13 protein-coding genes are annotated in these 15461 nt (G+C 69.7%); 1 reads left to right on the top strand and 12 read right to left on the bottom strand.

Annotated features, from left to right (window positions below):
* Positions 1 to 176 precede the first annotated feature (176 nt).
* Both ACOKM3_RS27270 and ACOKM3_RS27265 read right to left on the bottom strand, forming a co-directional pair.
* Positions 177 to 980 (bottom strand): TIGR03936 family radical SAM-associated protein, encoded by an 804-nt coding sequence (locus ACOKM3_RS27270; protein ID WP_426903661.1) that lies wholly within the window; start codon positions 978 to 980, stop codon positions 177 to 179.
* A gap of 46 nt (positions 981 to 1026) precedes the next feature.
* On the bottom strand, positions 1027 to 1845 hold the full coding sequence (locus ACOKM3_RS27265; protein ID WP_426903660.1) for a hypothetical protein: 819 nt from the start codon (positions 1843 to 1845) through the stop codon (positions 1027 to 1029).
* A gap of 124 nt (positions 1846 to 1969) precedes the next feature.
* Between ACOKM3_RS27265 and ACOKM3_RS27260 the strand changes: the two genes are divergently transcribed.
* A complete protein-coding gene (locus ACOKM3_RS27260; RefSeq protein WP_426903659.1) occupies positions 1970 to 2554 on the top strand; it encodes a TerD family protein in 585 nt (194 codons plus the stop codon).
* Between the two features lie 59 nt (positions 2555 to 2613).
* On the opposite strand, the gene ACOKM3_RS27255 is transcribed toward ACOKM3_RS27260, so the two are convergent.
* The 10 genes from ACOKM3_RS27255 to folC form a co-directional block, all read right to left on the bottom strand.
* On the bottom strand, positions 2614 to 4557 hold the full coding sequence (locus tag ACOKM3_RS27255; RefSeq protein WP_426903658.1) for a TIGR03960 family B12-binding radical SAM protein: 1944 nt from the start codon (positions 4555 to 4557) through the stop codon (positions 2614 to 2616).
* A 41-nt stretch (positions 4558 to 4598) separates the two neighbouring features.
* A complete protein-coding gene (locus ACOKM3_RS27250) occupies positions 4599 to 6128 on the bottom strand; it encodes a CYTH and CHAD domain-containing protein (RefSeq protein ID WP_426903657.1) in 1530 nt (509 codons plus the stop codon).
* Positions 6129 to 6310: 182 nt separating this feature from the next.
* A complete protein-coding gene (gene rodA / locus ACOKM3_RS27245; RefSeq protein ID WP_426903656.1) occupies positions 6311 to 7507 on the bottom strand; it encodes a rod shape-determining protein RodA in 1197 nt (398 codons plus the stop codon).
* 3 nt (positions 7508 to 7510) lie between these two features.
* Complete coding sequence (gene mrdA / locus ACOKM3_RS27240) at positions 7511 to 9700, bottom strand: penicillin-binding protein 2 (protein WP_426903655.1); 2190 nt, start codon at positions 9698 to 9700, stop codon at positions 7511 to 7513.
* Between the two features lie 104 nt (positions 9701 to 9804).
* Positions 9805 to 10482: a rod shape-determining protein MreD gene (gene mreD, locus ACOKM3_RS27235; RefSeq protein WP_426903654.1), complete on the bottom strand. Its 678-nt coding sequence runs from the start codon at positions 10480 to 10482 to the stop codon at positions 9805 to 9807.
* Between the two features lie 18 nt (positions 10483 to 10500).
* On the bottom strand, positions 10501 to 11481 hold the full coding sequence (gene mreC / locus ACOKM3_RS27230) for a rod shape-determining protein MreC (RefSeq protein WP_426903653.1): 981 nt from the start codon (positions 11479 to 11481) through the stop codon (positions 10501 to 10503).
* A gap of 153 nt (positions 11482 to 11634) precedes the next feature.
* The gene (locus ACOKM3_RS27225) at positions 11635 to 12654 is read right to left on the bottom strand and encodes a rod shape-determining protein (RefSeq protein WP_266719674.1); all 1020 of its coding nucleotides are present in this window, start codon (positions 12652 to 12654) and stop codon (positions 11635 to 11637) included.
* A 388-nt stretch (positions 12655 to 13042) separates the two neighbouring features.
* Positions 13043 to 13456: a nucleoside-diphosphate kinase gene (gene ndk, locus ACOKM3_RS27220; protein ID WP_327663374.1), complete on the bottom strand. Its 414-nt coding sequence runs from the start codon at positions 13454 to 13456 to the stop codon at positions 13043 to 13045.
* Between the two features lie 97 nt (positions 13457 to 13553).
* The gene (locus tag ACOKM3_RS27215) at positions 13554 to 13892 is read right to left on the bottom strand and encodes a DUF4233 domain-containing protein (protein WP_327663373.1); all 339 of its coding nucleotides are present in this window, start codon (positions 13890 to 13892) and stop codon (positions 13554 to 13556) included.
* Between the two features lie 5 nt (positions 13893 to 13897).
* On the bottom strand, positions 13898 to 15436 hold the full coding sequence (folC, locus tag ACOKM3_RS27210) for a bifunctional tetrahydrofolate synthase/dihydrofolate synthase (protein ID WP_426903652.1): 1539 nt from the start codon (positions 15434 to 15436) through the stop codon (positions 13898 to 13900).
* Positions 15437 to 15461 lie beyond the last annotated feature (25 nt).

The following is a 15461-nucleotide window of genomic DNA, read 5'->3' as shown; positions in this document are numbered from 1 at the left end:
CATCATGTCGAGCGCGGTGCCGCCGGTCCGGGGCGCGGGCGCCGCACGGAGGCTCTCTGTCTGTTCTCGCCGGTTCCGGTACGCGATGTACGTACGGCCTGGCGAAAGTCCTTGGGTGGGTGCGCTGCCCGACCCAGATGGCTCCCGAGTACAAGGGCGGCGCTACGACGACCGCCTTACGCGGGACCTTCCACGGCAGGCGCCGTCGCGGTGGCAGTTCCTGCGGCCGCCTTTTGTGGGGCGGCCCGGTCTGCCTCGCGGTCGAGCGCGAGCGGGTCGGTCACCGTGCCTGTCTCTGCGTCGAAAGGCCCCTGCGCCAGCCTGGTCACCGCTGCGGGGACCGGCGGCGCCAGGTCGGCCACGGCGCGGAGACCGGACAGGACGTCGTCGGGTCGTACGGCAGGCGTCACGTGCCGAACAACCAGCCGCAGTATCGCACAGGCCACCTCGCCGGGCCTATCAGCCGGACCAGCCGAAACGTCGGAGACCTCGAGCGCGTCCAGGCTGACGACGGCCTCACGGGCGTCGAACGTCCGGATCCCGCTCTTTGTCTTCCTCTGTACCTCGACGGCCTCGGCGGCGCGGAACGCCTCCGCGGCGCGCGCGGCCTCCTCGACGCTCACGCCGTCGAGCCGCAGCTCCCACACGGAGGCGGCGAGCCGGTCGGCGAGGCCCGAGGTGCGGGCCTCGACGGCGTCCACGATGTCGAGGCCCGTGGGCATCGACTCGTCGAGGAGCGCCCTGAGCTTCTCGGGGTCGCGCGGCGCGGTGAGCGCGATCTCCAGGTACTCGGCCTCACTGCCCGTGCCGGTGGGTGCGGCATTGGCGTAGGACACCTTCGGGTGCGGCGTGAACCCCGCCGAGTACGCCATGGGTACCTCGGCGCGGCGCAGCGCACGCTCGAAGGCGCGCTGGAAGTCACGGTGGCTGGTGAACCGGAGGCGGCCGCGCTTGGTGTAGCGCAGTCGGATGCGCTGCACCGCGGGTGCGGGCGGCGGGCCTACGGGCTGTCGCTTGCCCAGTGTCCTAATCCTTAATGAATGTGTTCTTCGTGAGAGCGGTCGTACTCCTATCAAGGGTACGTCCCTGCGCGCCGCCCGGTTCCCGCCGGTCACTGACCTGGGGTTCGGGCTGCCGCGGCGGACCGAACAGGGCGCGCCGCACATCGGCCCGCGCCTGCCGGGCCGCGGCGCGCACACTCGCGGCCACGCGCGCGACGGGACGCAGCACGTAGTCGCGCACGACGTGCCCGACCGGGGTGAGCACCGTGCGGTACACCCACCGCAGCGGGTCCACGATCAGCCACCGCAGCACCCGGCCGACGGCACGGGACACATACCCGGCGATCCGCCACGCGAAGACGAGCGCGTCCCAGAGCACCCGGCCGACCGGCACGAGGACGTGACGCCACACCGCGAGCAGCGGCACCACGACCAACACCCGTACGAGCCAGGCGAGTCCACGGCCGATGGGCACCAACACGTAGTCCCGCAGCGCCCTTCCGACGGGGGCGAGGACATGGACGTACAGCCACACCGCGGGGATCACCAGCAACACCCGTCCGAGCCACCGCAGTCCACGCCCGACGGGTGCGAGGACGTAGCGCCACAGCATCAGGCACGGCCACACGAGGAGTCCGTACAGCACCCAGCCGATCGCCCGCGCGAGCGGCAGCAGCAGCCATCTGCCGACGAACCGGCCGACCGCCACGAGCGCGTCCCACACGAGGCGCAGGGGCACCACGAGGACGACCATCAGGATCCGCAGCGGCAGCCGGATCGCAGTGACAAGGCAGCCCTCAGGGGCCTGTTCGGGGGCTGGTTCGGGGCGCTTCTCCAAGTCCATGTCTCTCCAGACGCTCGCGACGCCTTCGCGGATGCGGCCCGGCATGGCCCGCCCAACTCGCACGTCGTATCTTCGGGGGCAGTCTGCAAAACCGCAGTTCTACCTGTAGGGGGAGGAATTACGCATGATCACGCTTACTAAAGAAGACGGCCCCGCCGACCTGGACGGAGTGACCCATCTGTCCATCGGGGTGTCCTGGGACCCCACCGCCGGCAGCAGCGGAGGTGTCCTCGGCGCGCTGCGCCGCAAGCAGGGCACGGACCTCGACCTGATCGCCATCGCGATGCAGGGCGGCGATCCGGTGCGCCTGGCCGGCCTCGACTCGCTGGACCCGATGGGCAACGGCTCCCTCGTCCACAGCGGCGACAACCAGACCGGCAAGGGCGACGGTGACGACGAGACGGTCACGGTCGAGTTCTCGCGCCTTCCGCAGCAGATCACGGCGATCGTGTTCGTGGCCGCCGCGTACAAGAAGGGCAGTTCGTTCCAGAAGGCCCGCAACATCAGCTTCAAGGTGTACGACGCGACGGGCGGCAGCTCGCAGCAGGTCGCCGACATCTGGCCGAGCCTGATGACCAACGACAACGGCTGCGCGGTCGCCAAGGCCATGCGCGTGGGCAGCTCCTGGAAGCTGGAGGTCATCAACACGCCGGGCAAGGTGAAGCAGGGTGACGAGCGCGCCCTGATGCGGTTCGCCGCCAGCAAGTAGCCCAAGTACCGCGAAGGGGCGGCCGGTTGGAGAACCGGCCGCCCCTTCGGGGTTGCGCGTTACTTGACGACGGTCAGCGGCAGCAGCTTCTTGCCCGTCGGGCCGATCTGGATGTCCGTGTCCATCGCCGGGCAGACGCCGCAGTCGAAGCACGGCGTCCAGCGGCAGTCGTCGACCTCGGTCTCGTCGAGCGCGTCCTGCCAGTCCTCCCAGAGCCAGTCCTTGTCGAGACCGGAGTCCAGGTGGTCCCAGGGCAGGACCTCCTCGTACGTGCGCTCACGCGTCGTGTACCAGTCGACGTCCACGCCGTACGCGGGCAGCGTCTTCGCGGCCTGCTCCATCCAGCGGTCGTACGAGAAGTACTCGCGCCAGCCGTCGAAGCGGCCGCCGTCCTCGTAGACGGCGCGGATGACGGAGCCGATGCGGCGGTCACCGCGCGAGAGCAGGCCCTCGACGATGCCGGGCTTGCCGTCGTGGTAGCGGAAGCCGATGGAGCGGCCGTACTTCTTGTCGCCGCGGATCTTGTCGCGGAGCTTGGCGAGGCGCTCGTCCGTCTCCGTGGAGCTGAGCTGCGGCGCCCACTGGAACGGGGTGTGCGGCTTCGGGACGAACCCGCCGATCGACACCGTGCAGCGGATGTCGTTGCCGGCGACCTCGCGGCCCTTGGCGATCACATTGGCCGCCATGTCCGCGATCTGCAGGACGTCCTCGTCGGTCTCGGTGGGCAGGCCGAGCATGAAGTACAGCTTCACCTGGCGCCAGCCGTTGCCGTACGCGGTCGCGACCGTACGGATCAGGTCCTCTTCGGAGACCATCTTGTTGATGACCTTGCGCATGCGCTCGCTGCCGCCCTCGGGGGCGAAGGTGAGGCCCGAGCGGCGGCCGTTGCGCGTCAGCTCGTTGGCGAGGTCGATGTTGAAGGCGTCCACGCGGGTCGACGGGAGGGACAGACCGATCTTGTCCTCCTCGTACCGGTCCGCGAGGCCCTTCGCGACGTCGCCGATCTCGGAGTGGTCCGCCGAGGACAGCGAGAGCAGGCCGACCTCCTCGAAGCCGGTCGCCTTGAGACCCTTGTCGACCATCTCGCCGATGCCGGTGATGCTTCGCTCCCGCACGGGGCGCGTGATCATGCCGGCCTGGCAGAAACGGCAGCCGCGGGTGCAGCCGCGGAAGATCTCGACGGACATCCGCTCGTGGACGGTCTCCGCGAGCGGCACGAGGGGCTGCTTCGGGTACGGCCACTCGTCGAGGTCCATGACGGTGTGCTTGCTGACCCGCCACGGGACGCCCGACTTGTTGGGCACGACGCGGCCGATGCGCCCGTCCGGCAGGTACTCGACGTCGTAGAACCCCGGGATGTAGACGCTGCCGGTCTTCGCGAGGCGGAGCAGGACCTCCTCGCGACCGCCGGGCCGGCCCTCGGCCTTCCACTGGCGGATGATCTCCGTCATGTCGAGCACGGCCTGCTCGCCGTCGCCGATGATCGCGGCGTCGATGAAGTCGGCGATCGGCTCGGGGTTGAAGGCCGCGTGGCCGCCCGCGAGGACGATCGGGTCCTCGACCGTGCGGTCCTTGGACTCCAGCGGGATGCCGGCCAGGTCGAGCGCGGTCAGCATGTTCGTGTAGCCGAGCTCGGTGGAGAAGCTGAGCCCGAAGACGTCGAACGCCTTCACCGGGCGGTGCGAGTCGACCGTGAACTGCGGGACCTCGTGCTTGCGCATGAGTTCCTCGAGGTCCGGCCACACGCTGTAGGTGCGCTCGGCGAGGACGCCCTGGCGCTCGTTGAGCACCTCGTACAGGATCATGACGCCCTGGTTGGGCAGACCGACCTCGTACGCGTCCGGGTACATGAGCGCCCAGCGGACGTCGGTCTCCTCCCACGGCTTGACCGTGGAGTTCAGCTCACCGCCGACGTACTGGATCGGCTTCTGCACATGGGGCAGCAAGGCTTCGAGCTGCGGAAAGACAGACTCCACCGTCGAGGCGGCGGCTTCGGCAGGCATAACCGTTGACCTTCGTGAGCTGACAGGGGTGACCATCAAGCCTAACCCGCCGAAAGCTCCTGCTTCTCCGCCCGTGCCCAGACCCCCGGCAGCTCCCGCTCGCGGTCGGCTGCCGCGGCCTGCTCCTGCCCGTACAGCAGGCCCCAGGTGAAGGCGGTCTCCCCCGCCGCGTTCGCCTGGATCCCCAGCTGGCGCAGGGCCTCCCGGGCGACGACGGAGTCCTGGTGATCACCGAGCACGCTCTGTACGCCCTTCATGCGCTTGGCGAACTTCTTCGCCTGCTTGCCGAGGACGGGCCGCGCCGCCTCCCCGGCGTAGCGGGCACGCTTGGCGGCCTTGCGGGCCTCGTGCAGCGCGACGTCGCGGCGCGTGCCCGGTTCCAGGGACAGGGCGTGCTCGATGCGGCCGGCCAGGCGGGCCTTGTCCTTGCGGGCGGCCTTCGCCAGGACCTCGGCGGCGGGCTTGGCGGCGTCGGGCAGCAGCGGCGGCTCGGCGAGCAGCGCGTCCAGGCCGTCGAGCAGGGCCAGGTACCGCCTGCCGTCGAGTACGGCGACGGTGTGGCGGCGCGAGCCGTGGCGGCGGGCGACGGCCCAGATCCGCAGCCGGCCGCGGACCGGGCCGAGCAGCAGCGTCCTGGGCACCGCGTCGATCCGCCCGGTGATCCGCTCCGTGAGCACCTCGCGGTCCCGGTCGATGCCCAGCTCGCCCGCGAGCCACTTCAGCTCCTCGGCGACGGGCCCCGTGACGTCCGGGTCGAGCACCTTCTTGTACGTCTTGAACGCGCTGCGGATGCGGCGGGTGGCCACGCGCATCTGGTGCACCGAGTCCGGCAGGTCGCGGCGCACGGCGGGGTCGAGCTCGACGAGGGCGTCGCGCTGGGCGCGGAGGTGGGCGAGGACGCGGGCGCCGGCGGTGTCCGGTTCCGCTTCGGCTCTGGCGGATGCCTCCGGCTTCGTAGGTCGCTCGGCCCCTGTCTCCTCCAGGGCGCGGGCCAGCTTCGACACGGAGGCGGACCGTTCGACGCCCGCCTTGCGCAGCCGCTTCTCGACCTTGCCGAGGAAGGCCGGGTCGGCGCCGTCCGCCAGTTCGACCTCGATCTCGGTCCAGGCGGTGGCCCGCTCCCCGTCGGCCCGCTCGGCGCGCACGGCGTCGACGCACACCTCGGCGAGCAGGGAGCCGTCGGCGTCGGTCAGGTGGGACACGTCCCGCGACGAGCGGAGCCGGACGACCGGGATGAGCTCGTCGCCGCGGACCCGGGAGCGTACGAGGCCCGCGAGGGCACGCGGGAGGCCGGCGGAGGGCGGGGCCTGCACCTCGTCGCGGACGCCCTCGCTCAGTACGACCGGCAGTTTCAGATGCCAGCCCGCGTCGTCGCCGCCGCTGCGGCGGCGCAGGGTGATCCTGTCCTCGGCGAGGCGCTGGTCCTCGGTGTCGTAGTAGACGGCGTCGAGTTCGACGACGCCCTTGTCGATGACGGCCGATACCCCGGGGACCTTGAGCAGGTCGGGCAGCCGGAAGTGGTCGGTCGGGGCGTCGTACTTTCGCTCGATCTCGCGCTTTGTCTCCGCCATAACCTGAATTTAGGCGTCTGCGGCGACGGGGCCAAGGTCTCGGGGCCCTGCCCCGGACCCCGCGCCTCAATCGCCGGCGGGACTGTTCATAGCCCCTGCGGCGATTGAGCAGGCCCGTCCGGCAGGACTTTCGGGAAGGGGCGGGGTGGGGTGGGGTGGGGGCAGACAACCCCGCCGCAACCTCACGCCGACATCGGCCTCTGCACCTTGATCGATTGCAAGAGGCCCACCGCCACCCACACCGCGAACATCGATGAACCGCCGTAGGAGACGAACGGGAGCGGGAGGCCCGCCACCGGCATGATGCCGAGCGTCATACCGACGTTCTCGAAGGCCTGGAAGGCGAACCAGGCGATGATGCCCGCCGCGACGATCGTGCCGTACAGCTCGCTCGTGCCGCGCGCGATCTTGCACGCCCGCCACAGCACCACGCCGAGCAGCAGCAGGATCAGGCCCGCGCCCAGGAAGCCGAGCTCCTCGCCGGCCACCGTGAACACGAAGTCCGTCTGCTGCTCCGGCACGAACTGGCCGGTGGTCTGCGAGCCGTGGAAGAGGCCCGCGCCCGACAGCCCGCCCGAACCGATCGCGATGCGCGCCTGGTTGGTGTTGTAGCCGACGCCCGCCGGGTCGAGCGCGGGGTTGGCGAAGGCCGCGAAGCGGGCGATCTGGTAGTCGTCCAGGACGCCCAGTTTCCAGATCGCCACCGCGCCCGCCGCGCCGACGCCGATGAGCCCGAGCACCCACCGGTTCGAGGCGCCCGAGGCGAGCAGCACGCCGAGCACGATCATCACCATCACCATGACGGACCCGAGGTCCGGCATCAGCATGACGATCAGCATCGGGACCGCGGCGAGGCCGAGGGCCTGCAACACCGTGCGGTGGTCGGGGTGTTCGCGGTCGCCCGCGTCGACGCGGGTGGCCAGCAGCATCGCCATGCCCAGGATGATCGTGATCTTCACGAACTCGGAGGGCTGCAACGAGAATCCGCCGCCCACGACGATCCAGGCGTGCGCCCCGTTCACGGTGGCGCCGAGCGGGGTGAGCACGAGGAGCACGAGGAAGACGGAGATCCCGTACAGGATCGGCACCGCCGTGCGCAGCGTCCGGTGCCCGAGCCAGATCGTGCCCGCCATCAGCGCGACGCCGATGCCGGTGTTCAGCAGGTGCCGGAACAGGAAGTAGTACGGGTCGCCCTGGTTGAGCTCGGTCCTGTTGCGCGTGGCCGAGAAGACGAGCGCGGCGCCGATGAACGACAGCGCGACCGCCGAGAGCAGCATCGGCCAGTCGAGCCTGCGCACCACGGAGTCGCGGGCCATGAGCCGCGTCATGGCTCCGCGCTGCGGCCCGTAGCCGGAGACGGAGAAGCCGTTACCGGTCACCGGTCAGTCCCTCCTGCTGTTGTACGAGGAGGTGGGCAGCGTCGCCGCCAACTCCTGCTGGGCGGGCGTCGTGTCCTTGGCCGGCCGGAACGGCTTGATCTCCGGGGCGTCGATCGAACCGTCCTTCTGGATCTTCGGCAGGTTCTTCTCCGGCTCGGGCAGCAGGGCCTTCTTCTTGTTGATGCCGCCCTTGGCGTCGACGCCGTAGAGCGCGTCGTAGATCTTGCGGACGGCGGGGCCCGAGGCTCCGGAACCCGTACCACCCTGGGAGATCGTCATGACGACCGAGTAGTCCTTGGTGTACGTGGCGAACCACGAGGTCGTCTGCTTGCCGTAGACCTCGGCGGTACCGGTCTTGGCGTGCATCGGAATCTTGTTCTGCGGCCAGCCGCCGAAGCGCCAGGCGGCGGTGCCGCGGGTCGCCACGCCCGCGAGGGCCTGGTCGATGTGGCGCTGGGTCTGCTTCGTCATGGGCAGCTTGCCCTGCTTCTTCGGCGCGATCTCGCTGACCTGCTTGCCGTCGGGGCTGATCACGGCCTTGCCGACCGCGGGCTGGTAGAGCGTGCCGCCGTTGGAGATGGCTCCGTAGATCCTGGCCATCTGGATCGGGGTGACGAGCGTGTCGCCCTGGCCGATGGAGTAGTTGACCTCGTCACCTGCGCGCATCACGTTGCCCTGGCGGCAGTTCTCCCAGTTGAGGCGCTCGACGTAGGAGCCGTCCTTCTTGCCGCCCTTGCACCAGGCGTCCTTGTTGGCCTTCCAGTACTGCTGCTTCCACTTCCGGTCGGGGACCCGGCCGTTGACCTCGTTGGGCAGGTCGATGCCGGTCTCCTTGCCGAGACCGAACTGGTGGGCCGTCTTGTAGAACGAGTCGTCGGTGTTGACGCCGCCCTTGGGGTGGATGCCGCCGAGCTTCTGCCACTCCTTGTGGGCGAGGCCGTAGAAGACGGTGTCGCAGGAGACCTCGAGGGCGCGGCCGAGGCTGATCGGGCCGAAGTTCTCCGACTCGAAGTTCTTGAAGACCTGGCTGCCGATCGAGTACGAGCTGGTGCACGGGTAGCGGCCGTTGAACGGGTAGCCGGCGTTGACCGCGGCGGTGCTGGAGATGACCTTGAAGATCGAGCCGGGCGCCGACTGCCCCTGGATCGCCCGGTTCAGCAGCGGGTAGTTGGACTTCTTGCCGGTGAGCTTGGCGTAGTCCTTGCCGGAGATACCGCCGACCCAGGCGTTCGGGTCGTACGTCGGGTTGGAGGCCATGGCGACGACGCGGCCGGTCTTGGCCTCCATCACCACGACCGAACCGGCGTCGGCCTTGTAGTTCGTGCCGGTGTTCTTGTCGAACTCGTGCCGGGCGGCCTTCATCGCCGCGTCCAGCTCCTTCTCGGCGACGGACTGCACGCGGGCGTCTATCGACGTGACGACGTTCGCCCCGGGCTCGGCCTTGTCGCTCTCGGCGCGGCCGATGACGCGGCCGAGGTTGTCGACCTCGTAGCGGGTGACGCCGGCCTTGCCGCGCAGGTCCTTGTCGTACGTGCGCTCGAGGCCGCTGCGGCCGACCTGGTCGGAGCGCAGATACGGCGAGTCGGTGTTCTTGGCCTTCTCGATCTCCGCGTCGGTGACCGGGGAGAGATAGCCGAGGACCTGCGCGGTGTTGGAGCCGCCGGGTCCCGCGTAGCGGCGCACGGCGGTGGGCTCGGCGGTGATGCCGGGGAAGTCCTCGCTGCGCTCGCGGATCTGCAGGGCCTGCTTGGGCGTGGCCTCGTCGGTGATCGGGATCGGCTGGTACGGCGAGCCGTTCCAGCAGGGCTGCGGCGTCTTGGCGTCGCAGAGCCTGACCTTCTCCTGGACCTGCTTGGGCTTGAGGCCGAGGACCTTGGCGAGCTTGGCGAGGACGGCCTTGCCGTCGTCGTCCATCTTCATCAGGTCGGTGCGGGAGGCGGAGACGACGAGCCGCGTCTCGTTGTCGGCGAGCGGGATGCCGCGGGCGTCGAGGATCGAGCCGCGGGTGGCGGGCGTGACGACCTGCTGGACGTGGTTCCCGGAGGCCTCCTTGGCGTACTCGTCGCCATTGCGGATCTGGAGGTACCAGAGGCGGCCGCCGAGGGTGAGCAGGAGGGAGAGGACGAGGATCTGGAGGATGATGAGGCGGATCTGGACGCGGGGTGTCCGGCCCGTCTCGGGGATGTTGGTCACGGTGGCGTGCTCCCCCTCTCAGTACGAGGACGTGTACGAGTACGAGTAGGTGTACACGCCGAAGCTGTGCGCGCCTGCGCTGTCGTCGGTCAACTGCCGTGCGCTCACAGGCGCTTGACCCCCTTGATGCGGCCCGCGCGGGAGGCGCGCGCCTTGACCGTCCGCATGCGCAGGCCGCCGCTCTTGCCACCGACGCTCAGGCCCGTGCCGCCGCCGGAGAGCCAGCCGGAGGAGACGTCGGCGGCCTTGGCGGAGCTGCCGGAGGTCTCGCCCAGCGGATCGTTCTCCGCGCGTCTGGCGAGCGCCATCACCCCGGGTACGACGAACGGGGCGAGCAGCAGGTCGTAGAGGGCCGCGGTGAAGATGAGGCTGCCGAGGCCGACGTCGCGGGCGGCGGTGTCGCCGACGAGCGCGCCCACGCCCGCGTACAGCAGGGTCGTGCCGATGGCGGCGCCGACGACCACGAGCATGGGCCCTGCGGCCGAACGCAGCTGGCCGTTCTCGGGCTTGGCGAGGCCCGCCAGGTAGCCGATGACGCAGAGCACGAGGGCGTAGCGGCCGGCGGCGTGGTCGGCGGGCGGGGCGAGGTCGGCGAGGAGTCCCGCGCCGAAGCCGACGAAGGCGCCGCCCACGTGCCCGTACACGAGGGCCAGGCCGAGGACGGTGAGGAGCATCAGGTCGGGGACGGCGCCGGGCAGTTGCAGCCGGGCCAGGACGCAGACCTGGAGGACGAGGGCCACGACGACAAGGACCGTGGAGAGCAGCATTCGGTTGAAGCGCATGATTCCTTGCTCCTCCTGCTACTGCTGCTGGTCTGCGTTGTTGTCGGCGGCGTTCTCGCCATTGCCGTTGCCGTTGCCGCCCGCGTTCGCGCCCGGGGTGGCCGTCACGGTGACGGTGGGCGTCGGCTTGGGCTTGGCGGGTTTCTTCGGCAGCACCGTGTCCCTCGGGTCGGTGCGCGGCGCCTGCACGACCACACCGACGATGTCGAGCTTGGTGAAGCCGACGTACGGCTTCACGTAGACGGTGCGGGTCAGGTCGCCGCCGGAGGGGTCGACGCGGACGACGCGGCCGACCGGGACGCCGGGCACGAACGGCTTGTCGGCCTGCGAGCCGAAGGTGACCAGCCGTTCGCCCTTGCTCACCTTGGCCTTGCCGTTGAGGAGCTGGACGCGCAGCGGGCGGTCGCCCTGCCCGGAGGCGAAGCCGAGCTCGTCGGACTTCTCCATGCGGGTGCCGACGGTGAAGTCGGGGTCGTTGGCGAGCAGCACGGTGGCGGTGTTCGGGCCGACCGTGGTCACACGGCCGACGAGACCGTCACCGTTGAGCACCGTCATGTCGCGCTCGAGGCCGTCGTTGGCGCCGGCGTCGATGGTCACGGTCCAGGAGAAGCCTTGGGCCGAGCCGATGGCGATGACCTGGGCGCCCTTGATGCCGTACTGGCCCGCGCCCGCCGTCTTCAGCATGGCGTCGAGCTGGCGGACCTTGCTGCGGTTGCGGTCGCCGCTGCCGAGCTTCGCCTTCAACGCGGCGTTCTCGTGCTCCAGTTGGCCGATGCGGTTGTGCCGCTTGTCGGAGTCGCGGACCGCGCTTATGGCGTTGCCGATCGGGTCGACCGCGCCCGAGACCCCGTTCTCCACCGGGCCGAAGACCGTGGCGGCCGCGTGGCGGGCACCGTCGACCGGCGAGTCCTCGCCGCCGCGGATGTCCACCGTGATCAGTGCGAACGCGATGGCGATCAGCAGCACCAGGAGCAGCCGGCTCTCTCGTGTGTCCCTCACGTGCGGCGGCCGTGCCTTCCTCTATCGGTTGCGTCGAGCGTTACTCGGTTGTGTCGAGCGGTACGTCGGAGGATTTCTTATGCCTTGCCTATATATCAACGATCCGCCGCACGAGGTGGCAGGCACTCGTACGGCGGACGTTTTCACTTCACATCATCTGCGCGGCGAGGCGTCCAGAACCTGCTGGAGCGCCTCGAACTCCTCGACGCACTTGCCGGAACCGAGCGCCACGCTGTCCAGCGGGTCCTCGGCGATATGGATCGGCATCCCGGTCTCACGACGCAGCCGCTCGTCGAGGCCGCGCAGCAGGGCGCCGCCACCGGTGAGAACGATGCCGCGGTCCATTACGTCACCGGACAGCTCGGGCGGGCACTTGTCGAGGGTGGTCTTCACGGCGTCGACGATCGCGTTGACCGGTTCCTCGATCGCCTTGCGGACTTCCGCCGCCGAGATGACGACGGTCTTCGGCAGGCCGGACACCAGGTCGCGGCCGCGGATCTCGGTGTGTTCGTCGGAGTCGAGGTCGTACGCGGAGCCGATCGTGATCTTGATCTGTTCGGCGGTGCGCTCACCGAGGAGGAGCGAGTACTCCTTCTTGATGTGCTGGATGATCGCGTTGTCCAGCTCGTCGCCCGCGACGCGGATGGACTGCGCCGTGACGATTCCGCCGAGCGAGATCACCGCGACCTCGGTGGTGCCGCCGCCGATGTCCACCACCATGTTGCCCGTGGCCTCGTGGACCGGGAGGCCGGAGCCGATGGCCGCGGCCATGGGCTCCTCGATGATGTGCACCTGGCGGGCACCGGCCTGCGAAGAGGCCTCGATGACCGCGCGGCGCTCGACGCCGGTGATGCCGGACGGCACGCAGACGACGACTCGGGGCCGGGCGAGGTAGCGCCGCTTGTGCACCTTCAGGATGAAGTAGCGGAGCATGCGCTCGGTGATCTCGAAGTCGGCGATCACGCCGTCCTTCAGCGGGCGGACCGCCACGATGTTGCCCGGCGTACGCCCGATCATCTTCTTGGCTTCGGCGCCGACCGCGAGGATGCCACCGGTGTTGGTGTTGATGGCGACCACGGACGGCTCATTGAGCACGATCCCTCGACCCCTGACGTACACCAGCGTGTTGGCGGTCCCGAGGTCGACAGCCATGTCACGGCCGATGAACGACATTGAGTTCCCCATCAGGATTCGTCTGGCCTTCCCAAGTGGAGCGTTTGATGGCTTGTCAGGTAGGCGAGAGGTGGACGCGGTGTGGCGTGGAGGCTCCATCGTAGTCTCGCCTGCACGATCACGGCGCGAGGGTCTTCGCCATTGTCAGCATGGGAGTCCCCGCCCCGCTAATGGGGACGTCCCGACGGAGGAGTGCGTTCCCCCAATCGGGCCGCATATGCAAAAGAGCGGCCCGAATTCTCGGGCCGCTCCTGGTCAGTGGCGCTCCGTGACTGACGCGGCATCAGAAAACGAACTCGCCGGTCTCATGGAGCGGACACCGGGTGTCTCACGCGAGTGAGCCGAAGTCCGGAATACGAGAAGACCGGATTTCCGACCCTTCGACCCGTTACGCGAAATCCGGGAAGAAAAGCTTCAGCTCACGTGCCGCCGACTCCTCGGAGTCGGAGGCGTGGATCAGGTTCTCACGAACAATGGTGCCGAAGTCGCCACGGACCGAACCGGGCGCGGCGGCGATCGGGTCCGTGGGCCCGGCCAGCTGGCGTACGCCGTCGATCACGCGCTCACCCTCGACGACCAGCGCGACCACAGGTCCCGAGGACATGAAGTCGACCAGCGGCTCGTAGAAGGGCTTGCCCTTGTGCTCGCCGTAGTGCGCCTCCAGCGTCTCCTGGCTCAGGCTGCGCAGTTCGAGCGCGCTGATCGTCCAGCCGGCCTTGCGCTCGATGCGGCCGATGATCTCGCCGATCAGGCCGCGGCGGACGGCGTCGGGCTTGAGCAGGACGAGCGTGCGCTGGGTCATTCGCGGAACTCCTTGTAGGCCTGGATGTGCGGTGACGCCCGAGGTTACAGGGCGTGACCATCGGCCCGGCAGGCGGGCGGCACCGCGCCCGCCCCTCCTACGCCTCCGCCTGCGCGGCCCAGCGGGCCTTGGCCTCGTCGACCTTGCGGCCGAAGTGGACCGAGGCCCACCACAGGCCGGCGAAGCAGGCGCCGAGGAAGAACATGACCGGGACGAAGAAGCCGCTGATGATCAGGGCGATCTGCAGCGCCCAGCCGAGCTGCACGCCGCCCGGCCGCGTCACCATGCCGCACAGCAGCACGCTGAGCAGCATCGCGACGCCGCTGACCGTCCACACCAGGCCGGCCGACAGATCGGGGTCCTTCATGGCGACGAGCCCGGCGAAGCCGATGACGAAGAACTCGGCGAGCAGGGTCGAGGAACAGAGAATACGCACGGCGATCAGCCCTTCCCCAGGAGCAGCCGGGCTTCGCCGACCGTGATCACGGAACCGGTGACGAGCACTCCCCCGCCCGCGTACTCGCCCTCTTCCTCGGCGAGCGTGATCGCAGCCTCCAGCGCGTCGTCGAGGCGCGGCTCGACCTGGACGCGCTCGTCGCCGAAGACCTCCACCGCGATGCCCGCCAACTCGTCGGCGTCCATGGCCCGGTGGCTGGAATTCTGCGTGACGACGACCTCCGCGAAGATCGGCTCGAAGGCCTCGAGGAGCCCCCGTACGTTCTTGTCACCACTGGCGCCCACGACACCGATGAGGCGGCTGAAGTCGAAGACCTCGCCGATCGCCTCGGCGGTGACACGGGCGCCCGCCGGGTTGTGCGCGGCGTCGAGCACGACCGTCGGCGAGCGGCGCACGACCTCCAGGCGGCCCGGCGAGGTGGCCGAGGCGAACGCGGTGCGGATGGTGTCGATGTCGAGCGGGCGCGCGTGCTGCGAGCCGATGCCGAAGAACGCCTCGACGGCGGAGAGCGCCACCGCCGCGTTGTGCGCCTGGTGCGCGCCGTGCAGCGGCAGGAAGATGTCCTCGTACTCGCCGCCGAGCCCGCGCAAGGTCACCAACTGGCCGCCGACGGCGACCTCGCGGCGGACGACGCCGAACTCCAGGCCCTCGCGGGCCACGGTCGCGTCCGTCTCCACGGCCTTCTTCAGGATCACCTGCGCCGCGTCCACGGGCTGCTGAGCCATGATCACGGAGGCGTCCTGCTTGATGATCCCGGACTTCTCGCCGGCGATCTCGCCGGGCGTCTCACCGAGCCGGTCGGTGTGGTCGAGGTCGATGGGGGTGATGACCGCGACCGATCCGTCGATCACGTTCGTCGCGTCCCAGCTGCCGCCCATGCCGACCTCGACGACCGCCACGTCCACCGGGGCGTCCGCGAAGGCCGCGTAGGCCATGCCGGTCAGCACCTCGAAGAACGAGAGGCGGTACTCCTGCCGGGCGTCGACCATCTCGACGTACGGCTTGATGTCGTCGTACGTCTCGATGAAGCGCTCGTGGTCGATCGGGGCGCCGTCCAGGCTGATCCGCTCGGTGATCGACTGGACGTGCGGCGACGTGTACCGGCCGGTGCGCAGGTCGAAGGCCGTGAGCAGGGCCTCGATCATGCGGGCCGTGGACGTCTTGCCGTTCGTGCCCGTGATGTGGATCGAGGGGTACGCGCGCTGCGGCTCGCCCAGCACGTCCATCAGCGCCGCGATGCGGTCGACGGACGGCTCCAGCTTCGTCTCGCCCCAGCGGGTGGCGAGCTCCGCCTCCACCACCCGCAGCGCCTTCTCCACCTCGGGGTCCTGCGGGCGGGCCGGGATGCCGTCGCCCTGCGGCGGGGCCGACTGGGTGCGCAGGGTGCGGCTGCCCGCCTCGATCACCGCGAGGTCGGGGTCGCGGGTGGTCTCTTCGCCGACGATCTCTTCGAACTGGTCGGCGTCGTCGGGGTTGTCGGGGAAGCCGGGGTCGCTGCTGTCGCGCGGGGGGAGGTCACTCACGCACGCCAGTCTACGGAGGTCCACC

This window comes from Streptomyces nidicola, assembly GCF_050106155.1.
GTDB lineage: Bacteria > Actinomycetota > Actinomycetes > Streptomycetales > Streptomycetaceae > Streptomyces.
This window is presented reverse-complemented; position numbering and strand designations above follow the sequence as displayed.